This is a genomic window from Buttiauxella gaviniae ATCC 51604, assembly GCF_001654835.1.
GTDB lineage: Bacteria > Pseudomonadota > Gammaproteobacteria > Enterobacterales > Enterobacteriaceae > Buttiauxella > Buttiauxella gaviniae.
The window spans coordinates 1-14,839 of record NZ_LXEP01000033.1 but is presented as its reverse complement, the minus strand read 5'-3'; the positions used below and the strand labels follow the sequence as shown (position 1 = coordinate 14,839).

Annotated in this window: 16 protein-coding genes; 13 read left to right on the top strand and 3 right to left on the bottom strand. The window is 48.7% G+C overall.

Annotated elements, in window-relative coordinates:
* The 4 genes from M977_RS18980 (at position 1) to M977_RS18965 (ending at position 2,450) form a co-directional block, all read left to right on the top strand.
* On the top strand, positions 1-417 hold the full coding sequence (locus M977_RS18980) for an HNH endonuclease (protein ID WP_064518033.1): 417 nt from the start codon (positions 1-3) through the stop codon (positions 415-417).
* Positions 414-896 carry a hypothetical protein gene (locus M977_RS18975; RefSeq protein ID WP_064518032.1) on the top strand — a complete coding sequence of 161 codons (483 nt, stop codon included), beginning with the start codon at positions 414-416 and terminating at the stop codon, positions 894-896. The genes M977_RS18980 and M977_RS18975 overlap by 4 nt, the downstream gene beginning before the upstream one ends.
* A 185-nt stretch (positions 897-1,081) precedes the next feature.
* A complete protein-coding gene (locus M977_RS18970) occupies positions 1,082-1,318 on the top strand; it encodes an excisionase (protein ID WP_064518030.1) in 237 nt (78 codons plus the stop codon).
* Entirely contained in the window at positions 1,308-2,450 is a 1,143-nt protein-coding gene (locus M977_RS18965; RefSeq protein WP_064518028.1) for a phage integrase Arm DNA-binding domain-containing protein, read from the top strand. Before M977_RS18970 ends, M977_RS18965 begins: the two co-directional genes overlap by 11 nt.
* A gap of 112 nt (positions 2,451-2,562) precedes the next feature.
* Here M977_RS18965 and icd read toward each other — a convergent pair whose 3' ends face one another.
* A complete protein-coding gene (gene icd, locus M977_RS18960) occupies positions 2,563-3,813 on the bottom strand; it encodes an NADP-dependent isocitrate dehydrogenase (RefSeq protein ID WP_064518026.1) in 1,251 nt (416 codons plus the stop codon).
* Positions 3,814-3,947: 134 nt separating this feature from the next.
* On the opposite strand from icd, the gene rluE reads away from it, so the two are divergent.
* A complete protein-coding gene (gene rluE, locus M977_RS18955; RefSeq protein WP_064518023.1) occupies positions 3,948-4,580 on the top strand; it encodes a 23S rRNA pseudouridine(2457) synthase RluE in 633 nt (210 codons plus the stop codon).
* Here rluE and M977_RS18950 read toward each other — a convergent pair.
* Positions 4,575-5,072 carry a methylglyoxal synthase gene (locus tag M977_RS18950; protein ID WP_064518021.1) on the bottom strand — a complete coding sequence of 166 codons (498 nt, stop codon included), beginning with the start codon at positions 5,070-5,072 and terminating at the stop codon, positions 4,575-4,577. The two genes, rluE and M977_RS18950, sit on opposite strands and share 6 nt — an antisense overlap.
* Positions 5,073-5,188: 116 nt before the next feature.
* Here M977_RS18950 and M977_RS18945 point away from each other — a divergent pair, with 116 nt between their 5' ends.
* The 7 genes from M977_RS18945 to M977_RS18915 all read left to right on the top strand — a co-directional run bounded on the left by M977_RS18945 (position 5,189) and on the right by M977_RS18915 (position 12,311).
* Positions 5,189-5,638 carry an NUDIX hydrolase gene (locus M977_RS18945; RefSeq protein WP_064518019.1) on the top strand — a complete coding sequence of 150 codons (450 nt, stop codon included), beginning with the start codon at positions 5,189-5,191 and terminating at the stop codon, positions 5,636-5,638.
* A gap of 68 nt (positions 5,639-5,706) precedes the next feature.
* A complete protein-coding gene (gene mnmA / locus M977_RS18940; RefSeq protein WP_064518017.1) occupies positions 5,707-6,813 on the top strand; it encodes a tRNA 2-thiouridine(34) synthase MnmA in 1,107 nt (368 codons plus the stop codon).
* 25 nt (positions 6,814-6,838) lie between these two features.
* Positions 6,839-7,468, top strand: coding sequence for a high frequency lysogenization protein HflD (gene hflD / locus M977_RS18935; protein WP_064518015.1), 630 nt, complete (start codon positions 6,839-6,841; stop codon positions 7,466-7,468).
* 20 nt (positions 7,469-7,488) lie between these two features.
* Positions 7,489-8,859: an adenylosuccinate lyase gene (purB, locus tag M977_RS18930; RefSeq protein ID WP_064518013.1), complete on the top strand. Its 1,371-nt coding sequence runs from the start codon at positions 7,489-7,491 to the stop codon at positions 8,857-8,859.
* A 124-nt stretch (positions 8,860-8,983) separates the two neighbouring features.
* Entirely contained in the window at positions 8,984-9,655 is a 672-nt protein-coding gene (gene phoP, locus M977_RS18925) for a two-component system response regulator PhoP (RefSeq protein ID WP_064518010.1), read from the top strand.
* Positions 9,656-9,657: 2 nt separating this feature from the next.
* Entirely contained in the window at positions 9,658-11,118 is a 1,461-nt protein-coding gene (phoQ, locus tag M977_RS18920) for a two-component system sensor histidine kinase PhoQ (protein ID WP_064518008.1), read from the top strand.
* Between the two features lie 71 nt (positions 11,119-11,189).
* Entirely contained in the window at positions 11,190-12,311 is a 1,122-nt protein-coding gene (locus tag M977_RS18915; protein WP_064518005.1) for a ribosomal protein uL16 3-hydroxylase, read from the top strand.
* A gap of 53 nt (positions 12,312-12,364) precedes the next feature.
* On the opposite strand, the gene M977_RS18910 is transcribed toward M977_RS18915, so the two are convergent.
* A complete protein-coding gene (locus M977_RS18910; protein WP_064518003.1) occupies positions 12,365-12,895 on the bottom strand; it encodes a hypothetical protein in 531 nt (176 codons plus the stop codon).
* An 871-nt stretch (positions 12,896-13,766) separates the two neighbouring features.
* Between M977_RS18910 and M977_RS18905 the strand changes: the two genes are divergently transcribed.
* Positions 13,767-14,642, top strand: a complete 876-nt coding sequence (locus M977_RS18905) for a hypothetical protein (protein ID WP_064518001.1) — start codon at positions 13,767-13,769, stop codon at positions 14,640-14,642.
* Positions 14,643-14,839 lie beyond the last annotated feature (197 nt).

Below are 14,839 nucleotides of genomic sequence, written 5' to 3'. Positions count from 1 at the left end.
ATGGCAATCACCAAAAAACAACGCGCAGAGCTGCGAATGAAATTTGGTGGCCGGTGCGCGTATTGCGGCTGTCAGTTGCCCGAAAAGGGCTGGCATGCAGACCATGTTGAGGCTGCTTTACGTAAATGGGAATTTGGTGAACGCCAGGCAAACGGTACTCGAAAAATCATATATAGCGGGGATCATTGGCGGCCAGAGAATGACGTGCTGGAAAACATGTTTCCCGCGTGCGCGCCATGCAATCTTTTTAAAGCCACGCTGACAGTTGAAGTTTTTCGTGAGCAGATAGCGGCGCAAGCCGATCGCGCCAGGCTGTACAGCGTTAACTTCCGCACCGCAGAGAGATTCGGTTTAGTGGAAGTAATCGTGAAGCCAGTAATTTTCTGGTTCGAACAGTACCAATCGGAGGTTATATGACCACCAATCTCATGGGATTAGAGCAGACGCTGAGTGATGAGCGGCTGGCCAAGTTGGCGGCAGAAGACGATTTATACAACTACCCACCAACACAAGAAGAACTAAACGGAATGGCGCGTGAGTTGCTGGCGTACCGGAAGGAGAGCAGTGAGCCGGTGGCTGATGTTGTTGCGTGGAACAAGCCGGGCGAAGAAAGAAAGTGTGATATTCGCTGGCGGCGTTTTGATATAGCGCCGGGCCCATTGTTTACAGCCCCACCACTCCAGCTTGTGCCTACTGGCTGGAAACTGGTTCCAGTTGAGCCAACAGAGAATATGGTAGTTGAAGGTTTTGAATCTGAGCCTGATTCTTTCTTTAGTGATTCGGATGAGTGGGCGAAGTATGAAGCGATGAGCGGATGTGAGCAGGCTGCGCATAAAGCCAGGCTATGCTGGGCTGCCATGATTGCAACTTCACCAAGTGTCACAAATGAACCATAACCACCAATTCACACGAAAATAAGCTCATATGTGAGCCATTACGCCCGTAAAGGTTTATACATGAGCTATTTCGATTAAATTTCACAACTAAAGACCATATATGACCCTAATTAATAATATTTTACTCATCAGTACCGATATTTAATCATTTCAGCCCGGGTGCAGCCGGGTGTTGCGGAGGACTTATGGCACGAATGATCCCTTTACTCGAATGGGCTAAAGAAGAATTTGGCGAGCAGGCGCCCAGTGAGCGAATTTTGAAGAAGTTCGCCAAGGGGAAAATGATTGCTCCACCAGCAATAAAAGTTGGTCACTGCTGGATGGTAGATCGTGAAGCCCGGTTTGTGGGTGTAGCCGCACCACATCAGGTTCCTGCTAACGCCAACCCAAGACTTTTACGGATTATTGCCGATGGCTGCTAGACCGAGAACTCATAAAGTTACTATCCCTAATTTGTACTGCAAACTCGACAAACGTACTGGTCGGATTTACTGGCAGTATAAACATCCAACATCAGGAAAGTTTCATAGCCTAGGTACTGATGAAGAAGAGGCAAAGCAAATAGCGAATGAAGCTAATACCATCATTGCCGAACAAAGAACACGGCAGATCCTGAGCATAAATGAGCGTGTTGCCAAAATTAAAGGGGATAGAACAAGTATCACTGTCACTGAATGGCTGGATAAATATCTAAAAATTCAGGAAGAGAGAGTGAGTCTTAATGAACTTCGACCAAATTCATATAAGCAAAAAATTAAACCGGTAAGGCTTTTCAGGGAGCATTCAGGAATGCAATACCTAAAAAACATTACCGCACTGGATATTGCTGAAATTACGGATAATGTGAAATCTGAAGGTCACAACAGAATGGCCCAGATTGTACGGATGGTAATGGTAGATGTTTTCAAAGAGGCTCAGCACGCGGGGCATGTGCCACCAGGATATAACCCGGCACAGGCAACCAGGCAACCTAGAAATAGAGTCACACGCCAGCGTCTTTCCTTTGAAGAATGGCAGGCGATATTTAAACAAGCAGAAAACCATCCTCCTTATTTAATTAGTGGGATGCTACTTGCTTTAGTAACTGGTCAACGTATTGGCGATATCACGAATATGAAATTTAGCGATATCTGGGACGACATGCTGCATGTAACACAGGAAAAAACTGGCAGCCGTGTAGCGATCCCTTTAAGCATCAAATGTGAAAAGATAAATATGACATTACGAGAAGTCATTGCTGTTTGCCGTGATGCGGTTGTCAGTAAATACCTGGTGCATTTTCGTCACTCTACTTCAATGGCAACTCGTGGGGATCGCGTATCAGCCAGTTCGCTAACAACGACGTTTAAAAAGGCCAGGGAAAAATGCGGATTAACCTGGGAAGACGGTACTGCCCCAACCTTCCACGAACAACGATCTTTAGCGGAAAGGGTATACCGGGACCAGGGTATCGATACACAACGACTACTTGGCCACAGAACAAGAAAAATGACCGATAAATATAATGATGACCGAGGTAAAGAATGGGCAATAGTTGAGGTCAAAACGGGTTAAAAATCGGGGGTTTTGGGGAAGAGTTTTGGGGAAAGTTTTGGGGAAGAGATTTTAGGATGGCATAAAAAACGGGAGCACCAGGCTCCCGCTTTGAAATCAGCAGTATCGCTAATTACATATGTTCGATCATCGCGTCGCCAAACTCTGAACATTTCAGCAGCTTAGCGCCTTCCATCAGGCGTTCGAAATCGTAAGTTACGGTTTTAGCGTTAATCGCGCCTTCCATACCTTTAACAATTAAGTCAGCCGCTTCGAACCATTCCATATGACGGAGCATCATCTCTGCGGACAGGATGATGGAACCTGGGTTCACTTTATCCTGGCCTGCATATTTTGGTGCTGTGCCGTGGGTGGCTTCGAACAGTGCGCATTCGTCACCGATGTTAGCGCCTGGTGCGATACCGATACCGCCAACCTGAGCTGCCAGGGCGTCGGAGATGTAGTCACCGTTCAGGTTCATACATGCAATTACGTCATACTCAGCAGGACGCAGCAGGATCTGTTGCAGGAATGCATCAGCAATCACGTCTTTAACGATAATCTCTTTGCCGGTGTTAGGGTTTTTCAGTTTCACCCATGGACCGCCATCGATCAGCTCGCCGCCGAATTCTTCACGCGCCAGTTGGTAGCCCCAGTCTTTGAAAGCACCTTCGGTGAATTTCATGATGTTGCCTTTGTGAACCAGGGTCACGGAATCACGGTCGTTGGTGATTGCGTATTCGATGGCTGCACGAACCAGGCGTTTGGTGCCTTCTTCAGAGCAAGGCTTGATGCCGATGCCGCAATGTTCTGGGAAACGAATTTTCGTTACGCCCATTTCATCACGCAGGAATTTGATGACTTTTTCAGCTTCTGCGCTGTCAGCCTTCCACTCGATGCCCGCATAAATATCTTCTGAGTTCTCACGGAAGATAACCATGTTGGTCAGCTCTGGGTGTTTAACCGGGCTTGGCGTGCCCTGGTAGTAACGCACCGGACGCAGGCATACGTACAGGTCGAGTTGCTGGCGCAGAGCAACGTTCAGGGAACGAATGCCGCCACCAACTGGCGTGGTCAGTGGCCCTTTAATCGCCACGCGGTAATCACGAATCAGGTCCAGAGTTTCTTCTGGCAGCCAGACATCCTGGCCATAAAGTTGGGTAGATTTTTCGCCGGTATAGATTTCCATCCAGGAAATTTTCCGCTCGCCTTTGTAGGCCTTCTGCACGGCGGCATCAACCACTTTAATCATAGCTGGCGTCACGTCCACACCGATACCATCACCTTCAATGAAAGGAATGATTGGGTTGTGAGGAACATTCAGTTTGCCATCTTGCAGGGTGATCTTTTTACCTTCCGCCGGAACAACTACTTTGCTTTCCATTAACCTTCTCCTTCGAGCGCTTCTTTTTGTTAATGATTTGTAATGTGCGTGTCAATACTACTTGAATATCAGGCCCGCGCCAATCACTGGTGATTTCCGTTATAATGCGTTAATACCTAACATCTGAAAACACTATGAATAAAACTTCTTTTAGAAACCAGCAAGTTAAACGATTCAGCACACAACGACCTGCCAAAAAACCACAGCATAGCGGACCGAAGCGGCTGGTTATCTTCAATAAACCCTATGATGTGCTACCGCAATTTACCGACGAATCCGGGCGCAGCACGCTGAAAGATTACATACCGTTACAAGGAATTTATGCGGCGGGACGTCTGGACAGAGATAGCGAAGGTTTGCTGGTGTTAACCAATGACGGCGCATTGCAGGCAAAACTGACGGAGCCTGGTAAACGCACCGGTAAAATTTATTTAGTGCAGGTTGAAGGTGTGCCGACGGAAGAAGCGCTGGAATTGTTGCGAAATGGCGTGACGCTCAATGACGGCCCTACCCTGCCAGCAGGTGCGGAGTTAGTTGATGAGCCAACATGGATATGGGCGCGTAACCCTCCAATTCGTGAGCGTAAGGCCATTCCAACCAGTTGGTTGAAGATCACTTTATATGAAGGCCGCAATCGCCAGGTTCGGCGGATGACGGCGCATGTCGGTTACCCGACGCTGCGCCTGGTGCGTTATGCAATGGGTACGCTGGAACTGGCAGATTTAGCGCCAGGTGAATGGCGCGAAATCCCAATGGACACGCTATAAAAGGTGCTGGGTATTCACGCCGTGTTGAGTGACATGCGAAACACGGCTACTGAGGAAAGCATCGCTATCAGGTACGGTGATTTCCAGCGCCTGCTCAAAGAGCGATGAATGAATCAAGAAATTGGCGCTACATGCGTTGCTGGCAATCGGGATATTCCAGGCCGTCGCCAGCCGCATCAAAGCTTTGACATCAGAATGATGTGGCACTGCGCTGAGCGGGTCCCAGAAGAAAATCAGTACATCTATCTGGCCTGATGCAATCAGATATCCTAGCTGTTGGTCGCCCCCTATCGAACCACTCATCAACGCCAGAACGGATAACCGAGTGTGTGCCTGCAATAGGTTTCCAGTGGTGCCTGTTGCGTAAATGATATGTTGGCTAAGAGCCGTCTGGTTATCAACCGCCCAGTTCAGCAAGTCGGGTTTACAAGGATCGTGAGCTACTAAAGCGATACGTTTCTGTTGCGGCATAATACGCGTGGTAAGCTGCATGATGGTGCCCTCGTGGGATTTTTGAAATCCAACAGAGTATAGGTCACAGTAAAAATATGTGATCCAGATCACTTTCTAATGATCGTACTAACGAATTTGAGACAGGAAAAATAACGATGTTTAAGCCGCACGTTACCGTCGCCTGCGTGGTTCAGGCACAAGAGAAATTTTTGGTTGTTGAAGAAACAATCAATGGCAAAGCCACGTGGAATCAGCCTGCCGGGCACCTGGAAGCTGACGAAACGTTAATAGAAGCGGCTACGCGCGAATTATATGAAGAAACCGGTATTTGTGCGCAACCGCAAACCTTTATCCGCATGCACCAATGGATAGCCCCGGATAAAACCCCTTTCCTGCGATTCCTGTTTTCCATCGATCTCGACGAGCAACTCCCGACAACGCCCCACGATAGCGATATCGATCGTTGTTTATGGCTCGATGCGCAACAAATTGTTAACGCTGATAATTTGCGCTCACCGCTGGTTGCCGAAAGTATTCGCTGCTACCTACGTGCGGAACGTTATCCACTCAGCATTCTGGGCGCATTTAACTGGCCGTTTAGTTAGGGGTGATAGCTTTGGGGATGCGTGATAGAATACGCCGCCTTATAAGTTCAATGTCGTGAGTTACTCCAATGTCTGAAAGCCCAAAAAAAGTGATTGTCGGGATGTCCGGCGGTGTCGATTCCTCCGTTTCCGCTTACCTGTTGCAGCAACAAGGTTACAAGGTGGAAGGCCTGTTCATGAAGAACTGGGAAGAGGATGATGGCGAGGAGTACTGCACTGCAGCTGCTGATTTAGCTGACGCGCAAGCCGTTTGCGACAAGCTCGGCATTGAACTGCATACCGTAAACTTTGCTGCAGAATACTGGGATAACGTATTTGAACACTTCCTGGAAGAGTACAAAGCCGGGCGCACACCTAACCCGGATATTCTGTGCAACAAAGAGATCAAATTTAAAGCCTTCCTCGAATTTGCCGCCGAAGATTTAGGTGCCGATTACATCGCTACCGGTCACTACGTGCGTCGCGAAGATGTGGACGGTAAAAGTCGCCTGTTGCGCGGCTTAGACAGCAACAAAGATCAAAGCTACTTCCTTTATACGCTGGGGCACGAGCAAATCGCACAAAGTCTGTTCCCGGTCGGCGAGCTGGAAAAACCAGAAGTTCGCCGCATTGCTGAAGAGTTAGATTTGATCACCGCGAAGAAAAAAGACTCCACCGGTATCTGCTTTATCGGCGAGCGCAAATTCCGCGAATTCCTTGGCCGATACCTGCCTGCACAACCGGGTAAAATTGTCACCGTTGATGGTGAAACCATTGGTCAGCACCAGGGTTTGATGTACCACACTCTGGGCCAGCGTAAAGGCCTGGGCATCGGTGGCACCAAAGACGGTAGCGAAGAGCCGTGGTACACCGTCGATAAAGACGTTGAGAACAATATCCTGGTTGTGGCTCAGGGTAGTGAGCATCCACGCCTGATGTCCGTTGGCTTAATTGCACAGCAACTTCATTGGGTTGACCGTGAAACGTTGACCGAACCACTGAAGTGTACGGTCAAAACCCGCTATCGCCAGACTGACCTTCCATGCGTGATTACGCCGCTGGATGCAGACCGTATTGAAGTGCGTTTTGATGTACCTGTTGCTGCCGTCACACCAGGCCAGTCTGCCGTGTTCTATCTCGGTGAAGTATGCCTCGGTGGTGGTGTTATTGAGCAGCGTCTGCCGCTCACTGTTTAAAAATTGTCAGCAAGGAAGAAGCTCCGTGGCCAAGAATTACTATGACATCACCATCGCACTGGCAGGGATCTGTCAGTCTGCCCGTCTGGTTCAGCAATTGGCACACCAGGGGCATTGCGATAACGATGCGCTGCATGTCTCGTTGAACAGCGTTATCGATCAAAACCCGGGCTCCACGCTGGATGTTTTTGGTGGCAACGAAGCCAATCTTAAACTCGGTCTGGAAACCTTGCTCAGCGTGTTGAACGCCAGTAATCGCCAGGGTCTGAACGCTGAACTGACGCGCTACACATTAAGCCTGATGGTGCTCGAACGTAAACTTCACGGCAGCAAAGGCGCAATGGATAAACTTGGCTCAAGCATTGCCGGGTTGCAGCGCCAGCTTGATCATTTTGATCTTGAGTCCGACACACTGCTTAGCGCCATGGCCGGGATTTATGTGGATGTGATTAGTCCATTAGGCCCACGTATTCAGGTCACCGGCTCCCCTGCTGTGCTGCAAAGCCCGCAGGTGCAGAGCAAAGTCCGCGCCTCATTATTGGCCGGTATTCGTGCCGCCGTATTGTGGCATCAAGTTGGCGGCGGCCGCTTGCAGTTAATGTTTTCTCGTAGTCGCCTGTGTGCTCAGGCCAAACAAATTCTTGCTCAATGTTAACCTCTCTGGAGTTGTAACTTATGGAATTATCCTCACTGACCGCCGTTTCCCCCGTTGATGGACGTTACGGCGACAAAGTCAGCGCTCTGCGCGCTATTTTCAGCGAATTTGGTTTGCTGAAATTCCGCGTACAAGTCGAAGTACGTTGGCTGCAAAAACTGGCCACGCACGCAGCGATCAAGGAAGTTCCTGCTTTTGACGCAGACGCAATCGGTTACCTTGATAAAATTGTTGCTGAGTTTAGTGAAGAAGATGCCGCGCGCATCAAAACCATTGAACGCACCACCAATCACGACGTAAAAGCGGTTGAGTATTTCCTGAAAGAAAAAGTAGAGGCCGTCCCTGCCCTGCATGCGGTATCTGAATTTATTCACTTCGCCTGTACTTCTGAAGATATCAACAACCTGTCCCACGCGTTGATGCTGCAAACTGCACGCCAGGACGTGGTGCTGCCGTACTGGCGCAAAGTGATCGACGCGGTGAAAGACCTGTCGGTTCAGTATCGTGATATTCCTCTGCTTTCCCGTACCCACGGCCAACCAGCCACCCCATCAACAATGGGTAAAGAAATGGCAAACGTGGCGTACCGCATGGAGCGCCAGTTCCGTCAGTTAGAGAAAGTGGACATTCTGGGCAAAATCAACGGCGCGGTGGGTAACTATAACGCCCATATGGTTGCTTACCCGGAAGTTGACTGGCACCAGTTCAGCGAAGAGTTCGTGACTTCACTGGGCATTCAGTGGAACCCGTACACCACGCAAATCGAGCCGCACGATTACATCGCTGAGCTGTTTGATTGCATGGCACGCTTTAACACCATTCTTATCGACTTCGATCGTGACGTCTGGGGTTACATCGCGCTGAACCACTTCAAGCAGAAAACGATTGCCGGCGAAATTGGCTCTTCCACTATGCCGCACAAAGTTAACCCAATTGACTTCGAAAACTCCGAAGGCAACCTGGGTCTGTCTAACGCAATGCTGCAACACCTGGCGAGCAAACTGCCTGTTTCACGCTGGCAGCGCGACCTAACTGACTCCACCGTGCTGCGTAACCTTGGCGTGGGTATTGGCTATGCGCTGATTGCATACCAGTCCACCCTGAAAGGTGTGAGTAAGCTGGAAGTGAACCGTGACCGCCTGCTGGCAGAACTGGATCTCAACTGGGAAGTGTTGGCTGAGCCAATTCAGACCGTGATGCGCCGTTACGGCATTGAGAAGCCATACGAGAAGCTCAAAGAGCTGACTCGCGGTAAGCGTGTTGATGCGGAAGGCATGAAGCAGTTTATCGACAGCCTTGAGCTGCCAGAAGAGGAAAAAACTCGCCTGAAAGCGATGACCCCGGCTAACTATATTGGCCGCGCCATCACCATGGTTGACGAACTGAAATAACCTTCCAACGCCACCCTTCGCGGTGGCGTTTTTTTCATCCCCGCCTGTTTATACATGGTTTATGCCCCCTCGTTGATAATTAGCGTTAAACTATCAATGCCGTTTATATTCTGGGGGATAAAGAATGCGAGTTCTGGTTGTAGAAGATAATGCTCTGTTACGTCACCATCTCAAGGTTCAGCTACGTGAGTCCGGGCATCAGGTCGATGCTGCTGAAGATGCCAAAGAAGCTGACTATTTCCTGAATGAACATACCCCCGATATTGCCATAGTCGATTTAGGCCTGCCCGATGAAGATGGCCTGAGCCTGATTCGCCGCTGGCGCAGCCATGACGTGACGATTCCTATCTTGGTTCTGACCGCGCGTGAAGGCTGGCAAGACAAGGTCGAAGTGCTGGGTGCGGGTGCTGATGATTACGTGACCAAGCCGTTTCATCTCGAAGAAGTGGTCGCCCGCATGCAGGTGTTAATGCGCCGCAACAGCGGCCTGGCGTCTCAGGTTATTTCCCTGCCCCCTTTTCAGGTCGATTTGTCACGCCGCGAGCTGCTTATCAACGACAGCCTCATCAAGCTGACCGCCTTTGAATACACCATTATGGAAACGCTGATTCGTAACAATGGCAAAGTGGTTAGCAAAGATTCACTCATGCTTCAGCTTTACCCCGATGCCGAACTGCGTGAAAGCCACACCATTGATGTATTGATGGGACGTCTGCGCAAGAAGATCCTGGCTGAATATCCCCACGAAGCCATCACAACAGTGCGCGGTCAGGGTTACCGCTTCGATTTGCGTTAACCATGAAATTCATCCGCCATTTTTTACCGTTATCGTTACGAGTTCGCTTTTTACTCGCAACCGCCGCCGTAGTTTTGGTGCTGTCATTGGCCTACGGCGTTGTGGCACTGGTGGGTTATAACATCAGTTTTGATAAAACGACTTTCCGTCTGCTGCGCGGCGAGAGCAACCTGTTTTATACCCTTGCGACCTACGAGAACGGCAAGATAAATGTAGTGATTCCTGAAAACCTGAATCTGAAAACTCCGACTATGGCCCTTATCTACGATGCTAAAGGCAAGCTGATGTGGGCTCAGCGTGATTTGCCGCATGTCGCGCAGCAAATTAAAAAAGAGTGGCTCACCACCGATGGTTTTCACGACCTGGAAGCCAATTTTGATACCAGCCATGACTTGTTGGGCAACGACCAAAATCTCCAGAACCAGCTAAAAGATTTTTATGATGGCGACTATAGCGATGAAGTCAGCCACTCCGTTGCAGTCAACAAATACCCGGCAATGGGCAAAATGCCCGCCTTAACCATTGTGGTTGTCGACACCATTCCTATTGAGCTAAAACGCTCATATACGGTCTGGAGTTTGTTTACCTGTGTTTTCCTCGCCAACCTGCTGTTAGTCATACCGTTACTTTGGGTCGCCGCGCGGTGGAGCTTGCGCCCCATCGAAGAACTGGCAAAAGAAGTGCGGGAGCTGGAAAAACATGACCGCGACAGCCTGAACCCAGAAACAACACGCGAGCTGACCAGCCTGGTGCGCAACCTCAATCGCCTGCTGCGCACGGAACGCGATCGTTACGATAAATACCGCACCACACTTACCGACTTAACGCACAGTCTGAAAACACCCCTGGCGGTTTTACAGAGCACCTTGCGATCGATGCGCACGAAGAAGCTGAATATTGAAGAAGCAGAACCGTTGATGCTGGAACAAATCAGCCGTATCTCGCAGCAAATTGGCTATTACCTGCATCGCGCCAGCATGCGCGGCGACAGTGCACTTATCAGCCGCGAGCTTCATCCGGTCGCCCCACTACTCGACAGTCTGTGTTCCGCACTCAACAAGGTTTACCAACGTAAAGGGGTGAATATCACACTCGATATTTCACCGGAAATCACCTTTGTGGGCGAGAAAAATGACTTTATGGAAGTGATGGGCAATGTTCTCGATAACGCCTGCAAATACTGCCTTGAATTTGTTGAGATCTCAGGCCGCCAGCTCGATGACGCGCTGCATTTAATCGTTGATGACGACGGACCGGGCATTCCTGAAAGCAAACGCAGCATGGTGTTTGACCGTGGGCAACGCGCCGACACCTTGCGACCCGGCCAGGGCGTGGGTTTATCCGTTGCACGTGAAATCGTCGAACAATACGACGGTGAGATTCTGGCCTCGAGCTGTGAACTCGGTGGCGCACGCATGGAAGTGATTTTTGCGCGCCAGCGTCCAGACCGGGAAGAAGATTGAAAATACTCCCGTAACGGCGGGCGCCATCCGTTATAATCCTCGGCAGGCTCCTTCACCTGCCGGATAATAATATGGACTATCAACTCGACCTAAATTGGCCCGATTTCATCGCGAACTACTGGCAAAAACGCCCGGTGGTTCTAAAACGTGGCTTCAAAAATTTCATCGACCCTATCTCCCCGGATGAACTCGCAGGCCTTGCCATGGAAAACGAGGTGGACAGCCGCCTTGTCAGCCATAACGAAGGCAGTTGGCAAGTCAGCCACGGCCCGTTCCAGAGCTACGATCATCTGGGCGAAAACAACTGGTCTTTACTGGTTCAGGCAGTTAACCATTGGCATGAACAAAGTGCCCGCCTGATGCGCCCCTTCCGCGCTCTGCCCGACTGGCGAATTGACGATCTGATGATCTCTTTCTCGGTTCCAGGCGGCGGCGTTGGCCCGCATTTCGACCAGTACGACGTGTTTATCATTCAGGGCGTTGGCCGCCGCCGCTGGCGTGTCGGGGAAAAAGTCGCCCTGAAACAACACTGCCCGCATCCTGATTTACTGCAAGTGGAGCCGTTCGACGCCATCATCGACGAAGAGTTAGAGCCGGGCGATATTATCTATATTCCGCCTGGTTTCCCGCACGAAGGTTACTCGCTGGAAAACTCGATGAACTACTCAGTCGGTTTCCGTGCGCCAAGCGGTCGCGAGTTAATCAGTGGTTTTGCCGATTACGTGCTGCAACGCGAACTGGGCAGCCAGCGTTATACCGACCCTGACGTGCCTGTACGCCAGCACCCTGCCGATGTGCTGCCGCAGGAAATGGACAAGTTACGCGAAATGATGCTGGAGCTCATCAACCAGCCGGAGCATTTTAAAACCTGGTTCGGTGAGTTTGTTTCCCAGTCACGCCACGAACTTGACGTCGCGCCACCAGAGCCGCCATATCAGCCTGACGAGATTTATGACGCCCTGAAGCAAGGTGATGCTATTACTCGCCTCGGTGGACTACGTGTGCTGCGTATCGCCGATGAGATTTACGTCAACGGCGAGAAAATTGACAGCCCGCATCGCCCGGCGCTTGAAGCACTGGCGAGCCATATCACACTGAAAGCAGAAATGTTTGGTGATGCGCTCGAAGACCCGTCGTTCCTTGCCATGCTGGCCGCGCTGGTTAACAGCGGATACTGGTATTTCGAGGATTAACGTCTATCCCGCCTTCTCAGCCGCTTATTGGCTGAGAAGGAGTTAACACAGTTTTAATGAATGGCTGGAATGACTTCTCCACCAATCATCGCCAACCCGCATGCCGTACGGATAAAGCGCGGCGCTTTCAAATCCTCAGCCAGCATGGTCAGTAATTCAAACAGCAATTCTTCTATATGCTCCTGCTGATCCTCAGTGACCTGTTGATTCAGTAATACCATGGTTAATGCGGAGCAATATTCGCAGGTAGTCTCTGAATCTGTGGAAAGTTGACTGCGATATTCATCGGCATTATTTTCATTCACCGTTAATTGCTCAATAAGATGCTTTGGCAACGGCGATTTCAAAACCACTTTCAATACATTCAACCCCGCCAGTAAACGCCCACACAGCGCCATATATTCAGCGTGATTATCAACTTCGATTAATTCATCAGCATAACGTTGGCAAATATCCACAACCTGAAATAAATCATGCGTGGCACCCAACGGTAATTTTAATAAAGCTGCGATATCCCCTGCAATAATGGATTGAGTAGCAGTAATTTCAGCGCGAGCAAATGTGTTACTATTGGCAACAGCCATAGCGTGACTCCTGTGAAGTTAACGTTGTGGTTAGCCCTCGTTTGGTGTTGCTGCACCAGGCGGGGGCGTTTCATTTAATACCCTTCATACTTCGAGCTGCATTTTTGTTGGCTGCGCTCACTCACCCGCATCACTTACTTGAGTAAGCTCAGCGGGATTCATTCACTTGCCGCCTCAATGCAACTCGAATTATTTTGGGTATAGGATAATATTGTTTTCTATCCACCTACTCTCGGCTAAAAGTACTGTACAAGTCAACAGTGGAGCTGTGCTTAATTATTAGAAACCAAAAGTCTTCGGCACAGGTCACAATTAAAGGAAAACTAGCAGTGGAAATTTCAGAAGAATTAATGACTGCTTTAAGCGTTTTTAATTTTATATAAATAATGAGTTACTGAGTTATATTTTTTATATTTCGTTATGGGGCAATTATTTTTGATGGTGGCTACTTAGAATGTACGTTTTAATTTGGTGCCAAAAAACATAGATCTAGCCACTACCAAGACTTATTGCCAAAGGGAATACTATATGTCTGGAAGGCGCTTCAGTTGCCTGGAGTTCGCCTTGGCGAGACTAGATGAAAGCCATGAACGAACGTCAGCTATGAGCGAGGAGCGGAAGCTAGCCTCGCACGCACAAATTAGTTTTTCGTAAGATCTCTAAAAGTGAATGAGCCGTTTTGAAGGGATACTTACACCTCATCCTCCTTCTAATCGAGGTGACAGTATAAGTAGAACCTAAGCCACATTTTTACGTTACAGGTACGTTAATCCACTGATTAAAAATCAAATTTTGTTATCCAAAGGGTATTAGGTTTTTTGGGTTCTATGGAATACTAAGCAAATCTAAAGACAACAATAAGGTAACAGCAATGAAACTTAACCAATCACTTTCTCTGGCTTTCGTTCTCACTTCATCTGCAGTAATGGCCGGTTGTTCATCAAATGTTGGAAAGACCCCTGATACAGCCCAAAAGTCGAATTCCCATGGTACTTATTGGACGGCTAATCCGACTGATTCTGTCGCTAAAAACGCGTATTCATTCGCAGGTGTCGATGTTTCATTTGCCGATTCTGAGGTTAAACCCGGCAGTTCAGATGAAGCAGGCATTTCCAAATACCTTATGAATGGTGCAATGGGGGCAGTTACTGGAGGGTTGTCCGGCTTAAGTATCATGACCTTAGGCTCTTTATATAGTAAAGATGATGCTGAGTATATTGCTGTTGAACAATATGTAGTCTTCGTTCCCAATCCAAATAACTTACCCTACGATGATCCTTCGCTCGTAAAGGAAGGTGCTCGTTATACGTTTAACTTTGTAAAGGACAGTTCTGCGAAACGTGGATTTAACGCTGACAAACAAGTAAAAGCTGTAGACGAGTGCGTGATTGAAATGTCAATGATGGCAAAATTCAATGAGTGTGTTTTATCATCAAAACCAACAAAAGATATTGCTTATGATAAACGAATTTTTATGTTTCAAGCTATCAGGCCAGCAGTTGGTACAGAGATTTCTCAGTTAAAATTGCCTAAAGGAAATTACTCAGTCATTCGTTACGGTCTTATTCAGACTACATTGGACAAAAGCTCTAAAGGGTTTAATGGTTTTATCATGAGAGCAGATTCAAAAAATACGTCCCCTCGTATGTTAGCTGTTTCAATCGATGGTGCAGATTATTACCTGCTTAAAGGTGAACTCGGTAAAAAGGGTTACCCTGAAAAAACACTTGTCAAAAAATTCTGGTAAGTACCCCAATATGTTATAAGGGGCCAGAACGGGCCCCTATATTAAAACTAATATTTCGGTAGTTGCTTTCCGGTTATTGGATCTAATGATGTTGATCCCACTTCACAAATTGCCGGTCGAGGTAGATAGCTACAATCAACGTTAGCCTCTTGTATCGCCTGAGAGTTCTCCTGTTTAGCTTTAATCATATTCTCCCC

What these genes read in the sequence shown, in the direction of transcription:
- M977_RS18950 (WP_064518021.1), bottom strand. Translation starts at nt 5,072, where the DNA reads ATGCAGCTTACCACGCGTATTATGCCGCAACAGAAACGTATCGCTTTA.
- M977_RS18970 (WP_064518030.1), top strand. Translation starts at nt 1,082, where the DNA reads ATGGCACGAATGATCCCTTTACTCGAATGGGCTAAAGAAGAATTTGGC.
- M977_RS18945 (WP_064518019.1), top strand. Translation starts at nt 5,189, where the DNA reads ATGTTTAAGCCGCACGTTACCGTCGCCTGCGTGGTTCAGGCACAAGAG.
- M977_RS18965 (WP_064518028.1), top strand. Translation starts at nt 1,308, where the DNA reads ATGGCTGCTAGACCGAGAACTCATAAAGTTACTATCCCTAATTTGTAC.
- rluE (WP_064518023.1), top strand. Translation starts at nt 3,948, where the DNA reads ATGAATAAAACTTCTTTTAGAAACCAGCAAGTTAAACGATTCAGCACA.
- M977_RS18910 (WP_064518003.1), bottom strand. Translation starts at nt 12,895, where the DNA reads ATGGCTGTTGCCAATAGTAACACATTTGCTCGCGCTGAAATTACTGCT.
- M977_RS18975 (WP_064518032.1), top strand. Translation starts at nt 414, where the DNA reads ATGACCACCAATCTCATGGGATTAGAGCAGACGCTGAGTGATGAGCGG.
- M977_RS18915 (WP_064518005.1), top strand. Translation starts at nt 11,190, where the DNA reads ATGGACTATCAACTCGACCTAAATTGGCCCGATTTCATCGCGAACTAC.
- M977_RS18980 (WP_064518033.1), top strand. Translation starts at nt 1, where the DNA reads ATGGCAATCACCAAAAAACAACGCGCAGAGCTGCGAATGAAATTTGGT.
- mnmA (WP_064518017.1), top strand. Translation starts at nt 5,707, where the DNA reads ATGTCTGAAAGCCCAAAAAAAGTGATTGTCGGGATGTCCGGCGGTGTC.
- phoQ (WP_064518008.1), top strand. Translation starts at nt 9,658, where the DNA reads ATGAAATTCATCCGCCATTTTTTACCGTTATCGTTACGAGTTCGCTTT.
- purB (WP_064518013.1), top strand. Translation starts at nt 7,489, where the DNA reads ATGGAATTATCCTCACTGACCGCCGTTTCCCCCGTTGATGGACGTTAC.
- M977_RS18905 (WP_064518001.1), top strand. Translation starts at nt 13,767, where the DNA reads ATGAAACTTAACCAATCACTTTCTCTGGCTTTCGTTCTCACTTCATCT.
- icd (WP_064518026.1), bottom strand. Translation starts at nt 3,813, where the DNA reads ATGGAAAGCAAAGTAGTTGTTCCGGCGGAAGGTAAAAAGATCACCCTG.
- phoP (WP_064518010.1), top strand. Translation starts at nt 8,984, where the DNA reads ATGCGAGTTCTGGTTGTAGAAGATAATGCTCTGTTACGTCACCATCTC.